Source organism: Nocardia rhizosphaerihabitans (assembly GCF_014646295.1).
Classification (GTDB): Bacteria; Actinomycetota; Actinomycetes; order Mycobacteriales; family Mycobacteriaceae; genus Nocardia; species Nocardia rhizosphaerihabitans.
This window is the reverse complement of record NZ_BMNE01000004.1, coordinates 654,169-669,269: the sequence shown is the minus strand read 5'-3', so window position 1 is coordinate 669,269 and position 15,101 is coordinate 654,169. Positions and strand designations below refer to the sequence as shown.

Genomic DNA, 15,101 nt, shown 5'->3' with positions numbered 1-15,101 from the left:
TTGTCGAGTGGGATCCGCCGAGGATGAGCGTCATCACAGCGGGCCCGCCTCGGCGAGGACGGCGCCGGTATCGCCCGGGTTGCTCGCCGGGTGATCCTCGACAGTCGGGGTGTGTTCGCCGTCTGTTTCCTGCCGGGTCGGCCGCGGTCCGGCGGGCACCCCGCCTGTTCCCGAACCGGAAGAGGGCTCCCCGCTGCCGATTTCGCTGGTCACCGGAGGATTGGTCGGGTCGGGAGTTTCCGGTGTGGTCGGTGTCGGCACGACGCCTGCACCCGCTCCCGCGTCCGCCGGACCAGCTGCACCGTCACCACCCCCGGATTCCGGTACGCCCGAACCCGATGCGCCGTCGTCCTCGGTGCCGGGCGATGCATTCCCCTCCTCGGTGGTACTCGAATCCTGTTCGATGACCGGGATTCCGTTCTCGTCCAGCGTCAGTCGGTACTGCGTTGTCGTGCCGTCAGCATTTGTCGTCGTCAGCGACAGCCCGTTCTCGCCGGCCTCGATGCTCACCTTGGTGTCGCCGAGCTGGAACGATGCCTCGTGCTCACCGGAGAGCAGGTTGCTCGCCTGCTCTGTCATCTGCTCGATGCCGTCGCTGATCGCCGTTCCCGCCGACTCGATCGCCGAAGTGAGCGAATCCCCTAGGTCACCGGTGAGCGCGCTGGAGACAGTGCTGCCGAGTTCGCTGAGCGAGGATGCGATGGCGCTCAGTGCGCTGCTGGTGTCGGAATCGTCATCGTCATCATCGTCATCGTCGTCATCGTCGTCGGCGGCGGCGGCGGAGTCGTCGGTGGTCTGCGCCTTTGTCTTCACCGGCGATCCGGTGGACGTGTCACCGTTCTGTGTGCCAGCGGTCGCGGTCTGACCGTCGTTCGTAGGCGCCTGGTTGCCGTTGGTTCCGGGATTGCCGTTCGTCGGATCGCCGTTGGCCGCCTTGTCATCAGGCGCGGCCGTAGTCACCCCGGCCACCGAGGGATACGCCCGCTCCTCAATCGCATCAGCGGCGGTTTGGATGGCGTTGTACTGCCCCTGCACAGCGATCAGCGTGGTCGTGCACTGAGCACTGAATACACCGAGCTTGTCGTTGTAATCCTTCTTGAAGACCGTATCCAGCCAGTCGACACAGATCTCCTTGACCGCCTGCTTCCACGGGTCCGAATTGCGCTCGAGGTCTTTCGCGCGATCTTCGATGTCGGGCACTTCGGTCAGCCGCTGCAGCAGCGAGCTCAGGATGTCGCCCGACTTGCTGCTGCGAATGATCTGCTGAATGTCGACCACCGTCATCTCACCGACGGTGATGAGCGTCCGCTGGCTGCCGACCTCGACACGATTCCCGTCGGCGAGCTTCTTGACGGTGGCAGCCTTGTCTTCGACGATCTTCTGCAACGCGGGCGTCGCAGCGGACATCGCGGTCGCCAACGCCTGAACCTTGCCGCGGTCCCCTTCCGCGAGTCCGACGATCTCGCGGAGCCGCCCGATTCCGGCGTCGGCCGCCGCGCCCTGCCAGCTGGATCCCAACGCGTTGGCCGCCGACTGCTGATTGCCGCGCTGGGTGTCGGCCACGGTGATCATCTTCTGCAGCGCGTCAGCGGAGGTCACCAGTTTGGCGAGGTTCATCCCTCGCTCCTGGTCGTACGCTGCCTGGATCTTCAGCTTCGGCCAGCCCGCATCGTTGCCGAAAGCTTCCTCGTACAGCGGCAGCAGTTGCTCGAAATAGAGCAGACCTTTCGAACCGTCGTTGAGGATGTCGTCTACGGACTGCGTCATCGCCTGACCTCCGGTCGAGTGTCAGTGCTCATTTCGCACCGGTCCGGTCGAGGGCTCGTGCGGTGTTCTTGTCGACTTCGGTGAACTCGACCGTCGCGTTGCCGATCGCCTCTGCGGTGGCCTCGGTCGACGTCGTCCACACCTTCAGCCAGGTGACCGTTCGCTCGATGCCCTCTGCGATCCGCACCCCGTAGTCCACGTAGGCGCGGCCAGCTTCGGATTCCGCGCCGTTGCGGCCCGCACCCCAGCTGTTGTCCTCGACGTTCTTCGCCGCCGTACGTAGCTCGGACACAGTGGTTTTCAAGCTGTTGACCGAAGTGGTCATCGCGCTCTGGTTGACGACAACTCCGCCGGAAACTTGCGTGCCCATCCCCCACCTCCACAGTTTGCGGAGCGCCCCGACGACGCCCTACCTACTTGGACGCGGGAACCCGCCCGCAGGTTCCACCCGCGGAGCAGAATTACTCCCCCAGATTCCCCTGGTCCGTCCGCCGCCACTCCGAGGTCCCATCGGGAAACCGGTGGTACTCCCACGCCGCATAGTCCCCGTCCGCCTCGACCACCGTCACGTGATCGGCGATCCCGTCATGGTCGAAGTCCGACCAGACGCTGGTGTCGTGGGGTGTGGCGTCGGTGAGGGAGTCGGCGACTCCGTCACCGTCGAGGTCCTGGGACGGAGAGTGGAGTTCGACGGGGCCGAGGCCGCCGAGGGACGAATGGGCGTCGATGTCGGGTAGGCCGAGGCCGGGGATGTCGCCCGAGGTGACCATGGGACTCCTCCTCAAACGGAAAACTCGCGGATGACGGCGCGGCGGAAACGCCACTATCTTGTCATCCGCGAGCGGTTCAGGGGGCGGTCGGGCCTTACTTCTTGGGCATGATCAGCCACAGGACCAGGTAGAGCAGGAACTGGGGGCCGGGCAGGAGGCAGGAGACGACGAAGACCAGGCGGACGATATTGGCGTTCCAGCCGAAGTACTCGGCGATGCCACCGCAGACGCCGGCGATCCATTTGTCGCTGGTCGAACGGGTGAAGCGGCGGGCCGGGGCAGTCATTGTGTGTTGCCTTCCTGTCGAGCTGGTGATAACTCCACTGTGCCGATCACGACCCCTCCCCCGCATCGGTCGACAGACCCATCCGCACCCTGATTTCTGCCGGGCCCGATCTCAGGGTCCTGCCCTAGGCGGGCAGACTTAAGAGGTGAGCACGACATTGCAAGCCACCGGTCTGTCCGCGGGCCACGCCGAGCGGACCCTCTTCGCCGACCTCGACTTCACCCTCGCCCCCGGCGACGTGATCGGGCTGGTGGGAGTGAACGGCGCAGGCAAGTCGACGCTGCTGCGGATGCTGGCCGAGCGCATGCCGGGCGACGGCGTCATCACCTTGAGCCCGCCGGACGCGACGGTGGGCTACCTGGCGCAGGAGCCGGAGCGGATCGACGGCGAGACGGTGCTCGAATTCCTCTCTCGCCGGACCGGCGTCGCCGTCGCCCAGCAGGTGATGGACGCGGCGGCGGAGCGTCTGGGCGAGGGTGGGGAAGACGACTACTCGCCCGCGCTCGAGCACTGGCTCGCTCTCGGTGGCGCCGATCTGGATCAGCGCGCCGAGGAGGTGGCCGCCGATCTCGGCCTCACCGACGGGCTGGCGAGCGGCCTGGACACCCCGATGACGGGTCTGTCCGGCGGACAGGCGGCGCGGGCTGGTCTGGCCTCGGTGTTGCTGTCGCGCTTCGACATTCTGCTGCTGGACGAGCCCACCAACGATCTCGACCTGGACGGCCTGGACCGGCTGGAACGCTTCGTCAAAGGCATCCGGGTGCCGCTGATGGTGATCAGCCACGATCGGGAGTTCCTGGCGCGCACCGTGAATCGGGTGCTGGAACTGGATCTGGCGCAGCAGCAGGTCGGTCTCTACGACGGCGGGTACGAGGCGTATCTGGCCGAACGCGAGATCGCCCGCAAGCACGCCCGTGAGGCCTATGACGAATTCGCCGACACCAAGGCGGGTTTGGAGGCGCGGGCGCAGATGCAGCGCAACTGGCTCGAGCACGGCGTACGCAACGCGCGGCGCAAGGGCAAGAACGACTCGGACAAGATGGGCCGCAAGACCCGGGCCGAGTCGACCGAGAAGCAGGCGGCCAAGGCCCGCCAGACCCAGCGCCGGATCGAACGCCTCGACGTGGTCGACGAGCCGCGCAAGGAGTGGGAGCTGCGGATGGAGATCGCGGCCGCGCCCCGCAGCGGTGCGGTGGTGGCGACCGCGAACAATGCCGTCGTGCGCCGCGGCGAGTTCACCCTCGGCCCGATCACCACCCAGATCGACTGGGCCGACCGGATCGTGCTCACCGGCGCCAACGGTTCCGGCAAGTCCACCCTGCTCGGCCTGTTGCTCGGCAAGATCGCCCCCGATTCCGGTTCGGCCGCACTGGGTTCCGGCGTCGAGATCGGCGAGGTCGACCAGGCGCGCGGGCTGTTCCGCGGATCGGAGCGGCTGGCCGACACCTTCAGCGCGGCGATGCCCGACTGGCCCGACGCCGATGTCCGCACGCTGCTGGCGAAGTTCGGCCTGCGCGGCCCGCACGTGACCCGCGCCTGCGACACCCTCTCCCCCGGCGAACGCACCCGCGCCGCGCTGGCCCTGCTGCAGGCGCGCGGGGTGAACTTGCTGGTCCTGGACGAGCCGACCAACCACCTCGACCTGCCCGCCATCGAACAGCTCGAGCAGGCCGTCGAATCCTTCACCGGCACACTGATTCTGGTGACGCACGATCGCCGGATGCTGGATTCTGTTCGGGCGACCCGCCGTTGGCACATGGCCGGTGGAGTGCTCACCGAGGATTAGGACGCACCATGGAACTCACACTTGGCATCGATACCCGCGTCACGCTGCTCGTCACCGGCCTGATCTTCCTGAGCGCGCTGCTGCTCGGGGTGTGGAAGTACCACGGCATCCGCACCTCGGCCGAGGGCGCGGCGCACATCTACGTCGACATCGCGCACCGCGCCGCCCTGCTGTACTCCTTCGCCGGGATCCTGCTCGCGGTGTTCACCGAGCTCAGCGCCTGGCCGACGATCGTCAACCTGACGGCGGATCTGGTGATCCTCGCGTTCTTCGTTGGCGCGATCGCCAGCTACGTGCTGCCCGGGATGCGGCGCGACACCACCAACCAATTCGAAGGCCAGATTCCCGCCGCGCTGCGGTTGTCGATGTACGGGCTGATGGCGGGCGAGATCCTCGGGTTCCTGGTGCTGTTCAGCGGTTTCCTCGTCGGCCAGTTCTAGCTCAGAACGACCGCACCACAGCCGTTTCCGCGGCGCCGAACAGGTCGATGCCGGATCCGAACATCGCGCCGACCAGCCCGGCGGCACCGGTCGCGAACAGGATCGCCACGACGACGATGAACGATCGCGACCGCGGCACCCGCGGCACGGGGAAAGAGTATCCGCGCGGCGGTTCGGCGATCTGCTCGTAGTGCTCGACCGGCTGGCCGTAACCCTCGTCCCGGATCGGGACGGTGTGCGAATACCCTTGCGGCACTTCACGGCATCCCGGCCTGCCACACGCCCCACCACAGCGGTGATACGGATCGTAGTCGACCGGGTACCGGTCCTCGTCGCGGTAGTTCCGGGCAGGCAGCGGCGGCACCAGGAATCGCCCCCTTCGAATCGTGTTGCGCGCCAAACTGTCCGGTGCATCAAGCAGCACACTCGCCACCAGCACACAGGTCAATACGGCGTAAGCCGATAGTAGATGGACCCGGCGCGCCCCGCCAGAGGAGAACTAGACCGCCGCGACCTGCTTGGCCAGATCGTCGGCGAGCTGGCGCGCCTGCGCCGGGTCGGTGGCCTCGACCATCACCCGTACCAGCTGCTCGGTTCCGCTGGGACGCAACAGCACCCGGCCGGACTCACCGAGCACGCGCTCGGCCTCGGCGACCGCTTCGCGCACCTCGGGGTCGGCGGCGACGGCGGCCTTGTCGCTGACCGGCACGTTCACCAGTACCTGCGGCACGGTGCTCATCACCGCGGCCAGCTCACCCAGCGGCCGCCCGGTCTGCGCCATCCGCGCCATCAGCCGCAGCCCGGTGAGCACACCGTCACCGGTGGTGCCGTAGCGCGGGAACACCACGTGACCCGACTGCTCGCCGCCCAGGCTGTAGCCGCCGCGGCGCAGTTCCTCGAGCACATAGCGGTCGCCGACGGCGGCGGTGAGCACGGTGATCCCGGCGGCGCGCATGGCGATGTGCAGACCGAGGTTGCTCATCACGGTCGCGACCAGGGTGTTGTCGACGAGCTCGCCCTCGTCGCGCATCGCCAGCGCCAGCACGGCCATGATCGCGTCACCGTCGACGATCTCGCCGGCGGCGTCCACCGCGAGGCACCGGTCCGCGTCGCCGTCGAGGGCGATGCCGAGGTCGGCGCCGTGCTCGAGGACGGCGGCGCGCACGGCCTCGAGGTGGGTCGACCCGCAGCCGTCGTTGATGTTGAGGCCGTTGGGCTCGGCGTTGATCGCGATCACCGTCGCGCCCGCCTCGCGGTACACCTGCGGGGCCACCTCGGCGGCCGCGCCGTGCGCGCAGTCGACGACGACGGTCAGCCCGGACAGGTCCTGGCCGGTGGATTCGAGCAGATGCTCGACATAGCGTTCGTGGGTGCCCTCGACGGTGTAGTCGCCGCGCACGCGGCCGATGCCCGCGCCGGTCGGGCGCACGGTGACGCCTTCGGCGATCAGGGCTTCGATCCGCTGCTCCACGGCGTCGTCGAGCTTGTGCCCGCCCGCCGCGAAGATCTTGATCCCGTTGTCGGGCATGGGATTGTGCGAGGCGGAGATCATCACGCCGAAGCACGCGTCGTAGAGGCCGGTCAGGTACGCCACGGCCGGGGTGGGCAGCACGCCCACCGAGAGGACATCGACACCCACCGAGGTCAGGCCCGCGGTCACCGCCGCCTCGAGCATCTCGCCGCTGGCCCGCGGATCACGGCCGAGGACCGCCACCGCGCGCTTCTTGCCGCGCGAGAGCACCTGCGCTGCGGCCCCGGCGACGCGCATCGCCAGTTCCGGACTCAGCGAGTCGTTGGCGAGTCCTCGAACACCGTCAGTGCCGAACAGCCGTCCCATAAAACCCTCTACTTGTAGTAGGTCCCCGAATACAGCACGAGAGCAGGCGACCAGCCGTGCTGGAAGCCTGCTCTCGCACACGTGCTCCGCCGACCGGGCTCATCCCCACTCTCGCGGGGAGCATACCTAGCGGATGCGAGAGACGGCGGTCGACAGTGCGTAAATCAGCGCTTCGAGTACTGAGGCGCCTTACGGGCCTTCTTCAGACCGTACTTCTTACGCTCGGTGGCACGCGGGTCACGGGTCAGGAAGCCGGCACGCTTGAGCGCGGGACGATCCTCCGGGGTGACCTCGATCAGCGCACGGGCGATGGCCAGACGCAGCGCGCCTGCCTGACCCGAGGGGCCGCCACCGACCAGGCGAGCGTAGATGTCGAAGCTCTCGACACGCTCGACGGTGACCAGCGGGGACTTCACGAGCTGCTGGTGCACCTTGTTCGGGAAGTAGTCCTCGATGGTGCGGCCGTTGAGCTCGAAGTTGCCCGAGCCCGGAACCAGGCGCACGCGAACGACGGCTTCCTTACGGCGGCCGACGGTCTGCACCGGGCGATCGATCACGATCGGGGCGTAGGTGGCTTCTTCGGCGTACTCGGCTTCGTAGCCTTCGCCGTCTTCGACAACCTCGACCACGGTCTCGTCGACCGCGTCGAACTCTTCGTTGAACTCTTCAGGAGCGGTCACTGGGCCACCTGCTTGATCTCGAACGGAACCGGCTGCTGCGCGGCGTGGGGGTGGTTCGGGCCTGCGTAGACCTTCAGCTTGCCCGCGATCGCGTTACCCAGCTTGTTCTTCGGGATCATGCCCTTGACGGCCTTCTCCACGAGACGATCGGGACGGGTCGCCAACACCTCGCCGACAGTGCGCGACTTGAGGCCGCCCGGGTGTCCGCTGTGGTGGTGGATCAGCTTGTCCTGCTTCTTGTTGCCGGAGATGGCAACCTTGTCCGCGTTGATGATGATGACGAAGTCGCCACCATCGACGTGCGGTGCGTAGGTCGGCTTGCCCTTGCCGCGCAGCAGGCCAGCGGCCTGCACGGCGAGACGGCCGAGGACTACGTCAGTGGCATCGATGACGTACCACTTGCGGGTGACGTCACCTGCCTTGGGGCTGTACGTAGGCACAGTCGTTCCCTGTCTGTCGTCGGTGTTGCCGGCCACGGGTGTGGTCGAGAGCGTCCCGGCGGCCGGTGGAGACCCGGGACATCGAGGAGACGCCGATCCGCGAACGGTTCGACGTTCCACACGCCAGCGAGCAACGATACCAGCTGCGCATGACGCCACCACAATCGGGCGCTGAGCTAGATCACCACCGGCGGGCCGGGATCGGTCGCGCCGGCGGGACCGGGGATGAGGTAGCGCAGCGTGTCGATGCCGGGGGTGACGCAGGCGTTGTCCTCGATCAGGCCGCCGCCGCGCGCGCTCGCGATGCCCTCGGGCGGGACCGTGTTCGCGTACGGGGTGAACGCGCAGCTCACGAGCTCGCTGTCGGCCGCGGTCGCGGGACCGGTGGCGCCCGCGTGCCAGGCGGTCGCGGCGAGCGCGACCGCGCCGACCACGGCCGGTGCGCCGAAGAAGCCCTTCTTCATCTTGCCGAGCAGCTTGCCCCTGCGCTCGTCGTCGTCGGGTTCGTCGAGCGCGTGCCGTCCGCCGGTCTGCGCGGGCGGACCGGCGACGAAACCGGCCGGACTCGGCGGCTGACCGGTGGCCGGCGCCGTGGGCGGGGCTCCCCAGCCGACCTGCGCGGCATAGCCCTGACCCGGGTGCTGGGACTCGGGATAGTCGTCCTCGTCGAGTTCCGGCTCGGTGACCAGCAGGTGCGCCGCGCCGAGCACCAGCGCGTGCATCGGATGATCGGCCACGTGCAGGCGCTGGCCGAGATGGTTCTGGAAGGCCAGCCGCAGCGCGTCGTTGAAGCAGACATTGCCCGCCAGCAGCACCGTCGAGGTGTCGGCGCCGATCGAGCGAGCCGCGGCCATCGCCTCGATCACCACATTGTCGGCCGAGCGGGCGTCGCGCAGCGCCTCGGCGCTCACGGCGACCTCGACCGATTCGGTGGGTTGTTCGTCGTCGCCGTGCACCGCGACGACCAGCAGGGTGCGGCCGTCGGAGTACACGCCGGTGGCGCCGATGCCGTTGCGGTGCCGCTCGCTCGGCGGTGAGACCAGGCCGAGCGCGCGCACGTACCCCGACAGCGCGACGCTCTCCGGCAGCGGCTCGACGACCACGTCGAGCTGCTCGACCAGCGCGGCGTAGGTCTCGACCTTCTCCTCCGGCCAGGTGTCCGGGTACGGCAGCGCGACCAGCTGCGGCTTGCCCCGCAGGTACTTGCCGACCGCGGCCAGCGGGTTGTACAGCCTGGCCCGGAACACCAGCTCCGCGGGCCAGGTGGCGCCGGCGATCACGATCTGCGGGTGCCCGAGGATGTCGCGCACGTCGGCGATCGCCATGCCGAGGTCCGGCCGCTGCCGGTCGACGCCTGCGGTGTGCAACCTGCCCGCCGCGTCGGCGAGGAGGTAGGCGGGTGGGGTATAGGTGCCCTCCACCTGAACCGGGCGGATCGGAGTATCACCGCCGCCCGCGGCAACGGACACCACATCCCACCCCAGATGCAGGGCCCCAACTCGAACGGTCACAGGCTCAAGTGTGCCCGGTCGGCGAGCGACACGCGCATCATGCCCGCCGATATGGCCCTGACGTGGCGATCCCTCATGCAGTGTCCTCTGAGGCATGCTCGGGCGCCCTCCGTGGTTACGCGAGCTGCCGCCTCCGGGCGCTGACCGCTCATGCCTGGGACTTCTTCAGGCGCAGGCGACTCCAGGTGATGGCCGCCAGGATCGAGGTGATCACGATGAGCAGCACGATGTCGAGGATCCAGATGCCCGGCTTGTGCTCCCACAGCGCGTCCTCCTGCGCGCCGATGACCAGCTCGCGCAGATCCACCGTCGACGCGCCCGCGGCATAACCCCAGCGCGACGGGAACAGGTACGACACCTGCTCGAGCCCGGCCCGGTCGGTCACCGGGATCAGACCGCCCGCCATCACCAGCTGCACCATGATCATCACCACGAGCATCGGCATGACCTGCTCGTTCGACTTGGCCAGGCTCGACATCAGCAGACCGAACACCACACAGCAGACCGCGGTCATCGCGATGACCAGGTACAGCTCGACGCTGCCGTTCGGGATCAGCGCGCCCTCCGGCGGCGCCTTCTTACCGATCAGCGTGATGCCGACCAGCACCGCCGACTGCAGGAACGCGGTCACGCTGAACACCACGATCTTGGCCATCAGATACGCCGAGGGCAGCAGGCCCACCGCGCGCTCACGGTGGAAGATCGACCGCTCGCCGACCAGGTCACGCACGGTGAGCGTGGCGCCCATGAAGCACGCGCCGAGGATGAGCACCACGAGCAGCTGCTGTGCCTCGCCGCCACTCGAGCGCGCGAACGAACCGTCCGGCTGCGCGATCAGCGGGCCCTCGGTGAAACCGTCGCTACCCGGCACCACCAGTGACAGCGCGCCGAGGATGAACGGCAGCACCACGAGGAACGCCAGGTAACCGCGGTCGGCGAAGATCAACCGCAACTGCCTGCGCGCGAGAGTGCTGAACTGGCGCATCCCGCTCGATTGCGGTGGCGCGCCCGCGTTGCCGCGTTGCAGCGGCTGGGGTGGCGGCGGTGGCGGCACATAGGCCTGCCTGGATCGGTAGGCCGCGAAGGCCTGGTCCGGGTTGGCCGCGACCTTGGCGAAGATCTCCGCCCAGTCCGACGTGCCGAGCGCGGCGCCGACGCCGCCGGGATGACCGGCGAAGGCGGTCTTGCCGCCCGGCGCGAGCAGCACCACCTGGTCGCACATGTCCAGGCAGGCCACCGAGTGGGTGACAACGATGACCACGCGACCGGCGTCGGCCAGTTCGCGCAGCATCTGCATGACCTGCCGGTCCAGCGCCGGGTCGAGGCCCGAGGTCGGCTCGTCCAGGATCAGCAGCGACGGACCGGTGAGCAGCTCCATCGCCACCGAGGCGCGCTTGCGCTGACCACCGGAGAGCCGATCGACACGGGTATCGGCGTGCTGGGTGAGCGAAAGCTCCTTCAGCACACCGTCGATCACCTGCTGCCGGTCGGCCTTGGTGGTATCCGGCGGCAGCCGCAGTTCGGCGGCGAAGCCGAGCGCCTGGCGGACGGTGAGCTGGCGGTGCAGCACGTCGTCCTGCGGGACCATGCCGATGCGGGAGCGCAGCGCCTCGTACTCGGCGTGCAGGTTGCGGCCCTCGAAGGTGACCACACCGCCGGAGGGCTGGGTGCTACCCGCGATCAGCTTCGACAGCGTCGACTTGCCCGCGCCCGACGGGCCGATCAGCGCGGTCAGCGTGCCACGTCCGGCCTGCATGTTGACGTCGACGAGCAGCTGCTTGTTGCCCTCGACGGTGAACCCGACTCCATGCACCGTCAGGCCCAGCTCGGCGACCGGCTTCTGCCGATGCGCCAGCGCGCCCTGGGTGACGACGAAGTCGATATTGCCGATCGTGACGATGTCGCGCTCACGCAGCACGGTGCGCTGCTGACGATGACCGTTGACGAAGGTGCCGTTGGCCGACCCCAGGTCCTCGATGACCAGCCCCTCGGCCGAGGACACCAGCCGCGCGTGCTGGCGCGAGGCCAGCGGATCGTTCACCACGATCTGGTTGTCGGAGGTACGGCCGATGCTCAGGCCGCCGGGCGGGATGCGATCACCGCGCGCCACCGGCTCGGTCGAGGCCGCCTTGCGCACCGGCGGCAGCATCGACGAGTCGGCGCGGCGGGTCATGTTGATGTTGTCCTGCGGCGCCATCGGCTGCGACGGCAACTGCGAGGTGGGTGTGAACTGCGGCTGCTGGTGCGGGGTCGGTCTGGACTGCGGCGGGAAGGGCTGCTGCGGACGCTGCGGGGGGCGATGCTGCTGCGGCTGCGACGGCGGTGCCATCATCGTGGCGGCGTGCCGCGAGGCGGGCGCGGCGGGCACCAGGTGCAGCAGCGGGCCGCTGATCGCGTCGCCGAGACGCACCTGGGTCGGCCGGTCGATCGACACGGGCTGACTCAGCTTGCGCGCGTCGACGAAAACGCCGTTGGTACTGCCGTTGTCGGCGAGTACCCAGGCTCCGTTCTGAAAGCGCAGAGTGGCGTGCACGCGCGAGACCAGCGGACTGTCCACGAACAGGGTGACCTCGGGCGCACGGCCCATGGTGATCTGCTGGCTCGCTTCGAAGACTCGTTCGGTTCCATCATGGCGCACGGTGATGGTCTGCGCCCCCGGTGAAGACATGGAGCGGATACTATGCCATCGCCCGGACATCGGCGGTGCCCCCGAGACGGCTTGCTGTCCCGATCCGGCGACCTGTATCCGGCCGACCAGGGGGGATCGATGAAAGGCCAAGCGCTCGTTGCGATCATCGCCGTGCTATGCGCGCTGCTGAGCGTGGGGTGCACGCGGGCGATCGATGGGCACGGTGTCTCGATCTACGACGACCCGTTCCAGGTGGCGGGATTGCCGACGACCGGCGGGCCGAACGGGCCGCGGCCGGGGGTCCCCGATTCGACGCTGACCGCGTCCAACGGCGACGGCGGTGAGGTCGACGCGCTGGCGCTCAACGCGATCGACGACATCCAGGCCTACTGGCAGTCCGTGTTCGGCACCGAGTTCCGCGGCGAGACCTTCGAGCCGGTGGAGAAGCTGATCTCCTGGAACGCCCGCGCCTCCCGCAATCAGGCGATCGAGTTCTGCAAGGAGACCACCTACCACCTGGTCAACGCGGCCTACTGCCGCAGCGACAACTCCATCGGCTGGGACCGCGCGATGCTGCTGCCCACCATGACCGAGACCTTCGGGAAGATGTCGGTGGTCATGGTGCTTGCCCACGAGTACGGCCACGCCATCCAGACCATGGCCAAGCTCGTCACCAAGAAGACGCCGGTGCTGGTCAAGGAACAGCAGGCCGACTGCTTCGCGGGCGCGTTCATGCGTCATGTCGCCGAGGGCAAATCGAAGCACTTCACGATCAACACCTCCGACGGCCTGAATTCCGTTCTGGCCGCGACCGTTTCCATCCGCGATTCCGACCCCGACGATCCCGAGAGTGTGCACGGCTCGGCGTTCGAGCGGGTCACCGCCGTGCAGATCGGCTTCACCGACGGCCCGCGCGGCTGCAAGGGCATCGACGACGAGGAGATCGACCAGCGCCGCGGCAACCTGCCGCAGAGCTTCTCCGGTGATCAGGGCCGCGGGGAGTTCCCTGTCTCGCAGACCACCCTGGTCGAACTGAGCAAGGCGCTGCAGGCCATCCTGCCGGTGCAGAATGCTCCGTCCTACGACTACTCCGGCGCCAGGATCGACTGCAAGGACGGCGCGGTCACCGAACCGGTCACCTACTGCCCCGCCAAGAACGTCATCGCCACCGACGTGCCCGCCCTCGCCGAACGCGGCTCGGTCGACACCGACGACGACGGCCCGCTCCCGGTGAAGGTCAGCGGCGACTACAACGGCTATATCGTGTTCATCTCGCGCTACACCCTCGCCGTCCAGCGCGGCCAAGGCCAGCAGCTGACCGGCGCGAAGACCGGCCTGCGCGCGGCCTGCCTGTCCGGTGTCGTCACCGGCAAGCTCGCCCAGCCCGGCCGCCCGGCCAGCCAGGGCGACATCCAGCTCTCCGCGGGCGACCTCGACGAAGCGGTGTCCGGCCTGCTCACGGATGGCCTGGCCGCCAGCGATGCCGAGGGGAAGACCGTTCCGAGCGGGTTCTCGCGGGTCGATGCGTTCCGGGCGGGGGTTCTCAATGGTGAAACGACGTGCCTGTCGCGGTATAGCTGAGCCCGGTGAAATCGTGCGAGCTCAACCGAACGGCGGCGGCGCCGCGGGCTCGTACCGCAGCACCCGGTTGCCGATCATCACCTCGGTGCCCGGGATCAGCACCATCGGCTGGTTCGGCGTGAGCCGGACCCAGTCGCGGTAGCCGGGCAGGCGGGAGCGGGTGCCGTTGGTCGACCCGCGATCGATGAGCTGGACATCCCAATTCACCAGGTGCACTTCGGCATGCGCCCGTGACATGCCGCCGGAGGTGTCGTCCACGCGCAGCGGGATGAGACCGCGTTGGGCGGCCTCGGAGTTCTCCGGATCGCGCCCGATCACCGCGTCGGCGGCCAGCAGGTAGGTCATGCCGTCGTCGAGGACGAGCATGCCGAGCGGCGGCCGCACCACTTCGGCGAGCGCCTGGGTCTGGTCGACCGGCATGCCGCACACCGTGCAGAACGCCGAACGCGGATCGCTGGGATGCGCACGCGCGCACTTGAATCCCATCACCTTGACGGTGAGCACCGTCGCCCGCGCGGTCGCCTCCAGGCGTCGCTGCAGGTCCGGGTCGGGTTCGGGCGCGGGGTTGGTGCCCGCGAGCCGGGTCTCGGCATTGTGTGGATCGGCGGGCGGCGCAACCGAATACGGGTCGACCGCCGCATGCGCCGGTCCGGTCGCGCCGGTCGCCGCGTCCATCATCGACGTCGCGGGCTGCATGCCGGTGACGGGCGGTTCGGCCGGACGCGAATCCGCTTGCGCGGGACGCGGTTCCCGATCGATCCGGGCGGTCGGCGGTGGCGGCCTGCGCGTCTCACCCGCGGGCTCGGCCGTGCGGACCCGCGACCGCACACCGTTGGACCACACGACAGCGCCACCGGCCTGCGCGATCCCCTCGACGAGCCACCCCACGCCGCGTTCCGGCGGCAGATCGGGGATGCGGCCTTTGGCGTCGTCGACGAACAGCGCGACCGCCCTGGCCGGCTCGGACGCTACCCGGTCGACGGTGAACGCGGCATCGCTGCCCCGGTAGTACTCGGTGGTGCCGTCGCCGGCGAGCACTGCGGTGACGGCGCCGTGCAGGAAGATCGCCACCCCGCCGTTGGCGGCGGCCGAGAGCACCCCGAAATCGATCGGCGTGCCCGGCGAGATCTGTTCGGCGTACTTCATGAGCCAGCGGGTCGCCTCCCGCGCGACCACTGCTCCGGGACCGGCCGGTTCGTCTTCGGCGGCGGCACGTACCAGCTCGGCCAGCGATTCCAGTGCGACCGCCGCGGTGTCGTCGGGGGTGAGCCTGCCGTGCCCGCGATGGGCCACTACGATCACCGCGCCGGCGACGCGCGCGACCGCATGACTTCCGAGCACAACTTCGACCTGCCGATCCCTCACAGGTATCGG

At 68.7% G+C, this 15,101-nt stretch carries 14 protein-coding genes; 3 read left to right on the top strand and 11 right to left on the bottom strand.

What is annotated here, in order from left to right; genetic code table 11:
* Positions 1–33: 33 nt before the first annotated feature.
* From IEY60_RS20480 to IEY60_RS20465, 4 genes are all read right to left on the bottom strand, one after another.
* Positions 34–1,767, bottom strand: a complete 1,734-nt coding sequence (locus IEY60_RS20480) for a hypothetical protein (RefSeq protein ID WP_189030661.1) — start codon at positions 1,765–1,767, stop codon at positions 34–36.
* A 28-nt stretch (positions 1,768–1,795) separates the two neighbouring features.
* Positions 1,796–2,137, bottom strand: coding sequence for a hypothetical protein (locus tag IEY60_RS20475; RefSeq protein ID WP_189030659.1), 342 nt, complete (start codon positions 2,135–2,137; stop codon positions 1,796–1,798).
* 91 nt (positions 2,138–2,228) lie between these two features.
* Positions 2,229–2,537: a DUF6802 family protein gene (locus IEY60_RS20470; RefSeq protein ID WP_189030657.1), complete on the bottom strand. Its 309-nt coding sequence runs from the start codon at positions 2,535–2,537 to the stop codon at positions 2,229–2,231.
* A 94-nt stretch (positions 2,538–2,631) separates the two neighbouring features.
* Positions 2,632–2,823, bottom strand: a complete 192-nt coding sequence (locus IEY60_RS20465) for a PspC domain-containing protein (RefSeq protein ID WP_019045152.1) — start codon at positions 2,821–2,823, stop codon at positions 2,632–2,634.
* Positions 2,824–2,968: 145 nt separating this feature from the next.
* Between IEY60_RS20465 and IEY60_RS20460 the strand changes: the two genes are divergently transcribed.
* Both IEY60_RS20460 and IEY60_RS20455 read left to right on the top strand, forming a co-directional pair.
* Complete coding sequence (locus IEY60_RS20460; protein WP_189030655.1) at positions 2,969–4,609, top strand: ABC-F family ATP-binding cassette domain-containing protein; 1,641 nt, start codon at positions 2,969–2,971, stop codon at positions 4,607–4,609.
* A gap of 8 nt (positions 4,610–4,617) precedes the next feature.
* On the top strand, positions 4,618–5,049 hold the full coding sequence (locus IEY60_RS20455; protein ID WP_189030653.1) for a hypothetical protein: 432 nt from the start codon (positions 4,618–4,620) through the stop codon (positions 5,047–5,049).
* A gap of 1 nt (position 5,050) precedes the next feature.
* On the opposite strand, the gene IEY60_RS20450 is transcribed toward IEY60_RS20455, so the two are convergent.
* From IEY60_RS20450 to IEY60_RS20425, 6 genes are all read right to left on the bottom strand, one after another.
* On the bottom strand, positions 5,051–5,473 hold the full coding sequence (locus IEY60_RS20450) for a hypothetical protein (RefSeq protein ID WP_189030651.1): 423 nt from the start codon (positions 5,471–5,473) through the stop codon (positions 5,051–5,053).
* Positions 5,474–5,548: 75 nt separating this feature from the next.
* Positions 5,549–6,886 (bottom strand): phosphoglucosamine mutase, encoded by a 1,338-nt coding sequence (gene glmM / locus IEY60_RS20445; protein WP_189030649.1) that lies wholly within the window; start codon positions 6,884–6,886, stop codon positions 5,549–5,551.
* 164 nt (positions 6,887–7,050) lie between these two features.
* Positions 7,051–7,566 carry a 30S ribosomal protein S9 gene (gene rpsI, locus IEY60_RS20440; protein WP_229739989.1) on the bottom strand — a complete coding sequence of 172 codons (516 nt, stop codon included), beginning with the start codon at positions 7,564–7,566 and terminating at the stop codon, positions 7,051–7,053.
* Positions 7,563–8,006: a 50S ribosomal protein L13 gene (gene rplM, locus IEY60_RS20435; protein WP_022567307.1), complete on the bottom strand. Its 444-nt coding sequence runs from the start codon at positions 8,004–8,006 to the stop codon at positions 7,563–7,565. The genes rpsI and rplM overlap by 4 nt, the downstream gene beginning before the upstream one ends.
* A 176-nt stretch (positions 8,007–8,182) precedes the next feature.
* Positions 8,183–9,517, bottom strand: a complete 1,335-nt coding sequence (locus IEY60_RS20430; RefSeq protein WP_229739988.1) for a hypothetical protein — start codon at positions 9,515–9,517, stop codon at positions 8,183–8,185.
* 148 nt (positions 9,518–9,665) lie between these two features.
* Positions 9,666–12,185 carry an FHA domain-containing protein gene (locus IEY60_RS20425; protein WP_189030647.1) on the bottom strand — a complete coding sequence of 840 codons (2,520 nt, stop codon included), beginning with the start codon at positions 12,183–12,185 and terminating at the stop codon, positions 9,666–9,668.
* A 99-nt stretch (positions 12,186–12,284) separates the two neighbouring features.
* On the opposite strand from IEY60_RS20425, the gene IEY60_RS20420 reads away from it, so the two are divergent.
* On the top strand, positions 12,285–13,727 hold the full coding sequence (locus IEY60_RS20420) for a neutral zinc metallopeptidase (RefSeq protein WP_189030639.1): 1,443 nt from the start codon (positions 12,285–12,287) through the stop codon (positions 13,725–13,727).
* A 21-nt stretch (positions 13,728–13,748) separates the two neighbouring features.
* On the opposite strand, the gene IEY60_RS20415 is transcribed toward IEY60_RS20420, so the two are convergent.
* Positions 13,749–15,068, bottom strand: coding sequence for an FHA domain-containing protein (locus tag IEY60_RS20415; protein ID WP_229739987.1), 1,320 nt, complete (start codon positions 15,066–15,068; stop codon positions 13,749–13,751).
* Positions 15,069–15,101: the final 33 nt, after the last annotated feature.

What these genes read in the sequence shown, in the direction of transcription:
- IEY60_RS20465 (WP_019045152.1), bottom strand. Translation starts at nt 2,823, where the DNA reads ATGACTGCCCCGGCCCGCCGCTTCACCCGTTCGACCAGCGACAAATGG.
- IEY60_RS20455 (WP_189030653.1), top strand. Translation starts at nt 4,618, where the DNA reads ATGGAACTCACACTTGGCATCGATACCCGCGTCACGCTGCTCGTCACC.
- IEY60_RS20480 (WP_189030661.1), bottom strand. Translation starts at nt 1,767, where the DNA reads ATGACGCAGTCCGTAGACGACATCCTCAACGACGGTTCGAAAGGTCTG.
- IEY60_RS20425 (WP_189030647.1), bottom strand. Translation starts at nt 12,185, where the DNA reads ATGTCTTCACCGGGGGCGCAGACCATCACCGTGCGCCATGATGGAACC.
- glmM (WP_189030649.1), bottom strand. Translation starts at nt 6,886, where the DNA reads ATGGGACGGCTGTTCGGCACTGACGGTGTTCGAGGACTCGCCAACGAC.
- IEY60_RS20420 (WP_189030639.1), top strand. Translation starts at nt 12,285, where the DNA reads ATGAAAGGCCAAGCGCTCGTTGCGATCATCGCCGTGCTATGCGCGCTG.
- IEY60_RS20475 (WP_189030659.1), bottom strand. Translation starts at nt 2,137, where the DNA reads ATGGGCACGCAAGTTTCCGGCGGAGTTGTCGTCAACCAGAGCGCGATG.
- IEY60_RS20470 (WP_189030657.1), bottom strand. Translation starts at nt 2,537, where the DNA reads ATGGTCACCTCGGGCGACATCCCCGGCCTCGGCCTACCCGACATCGAC.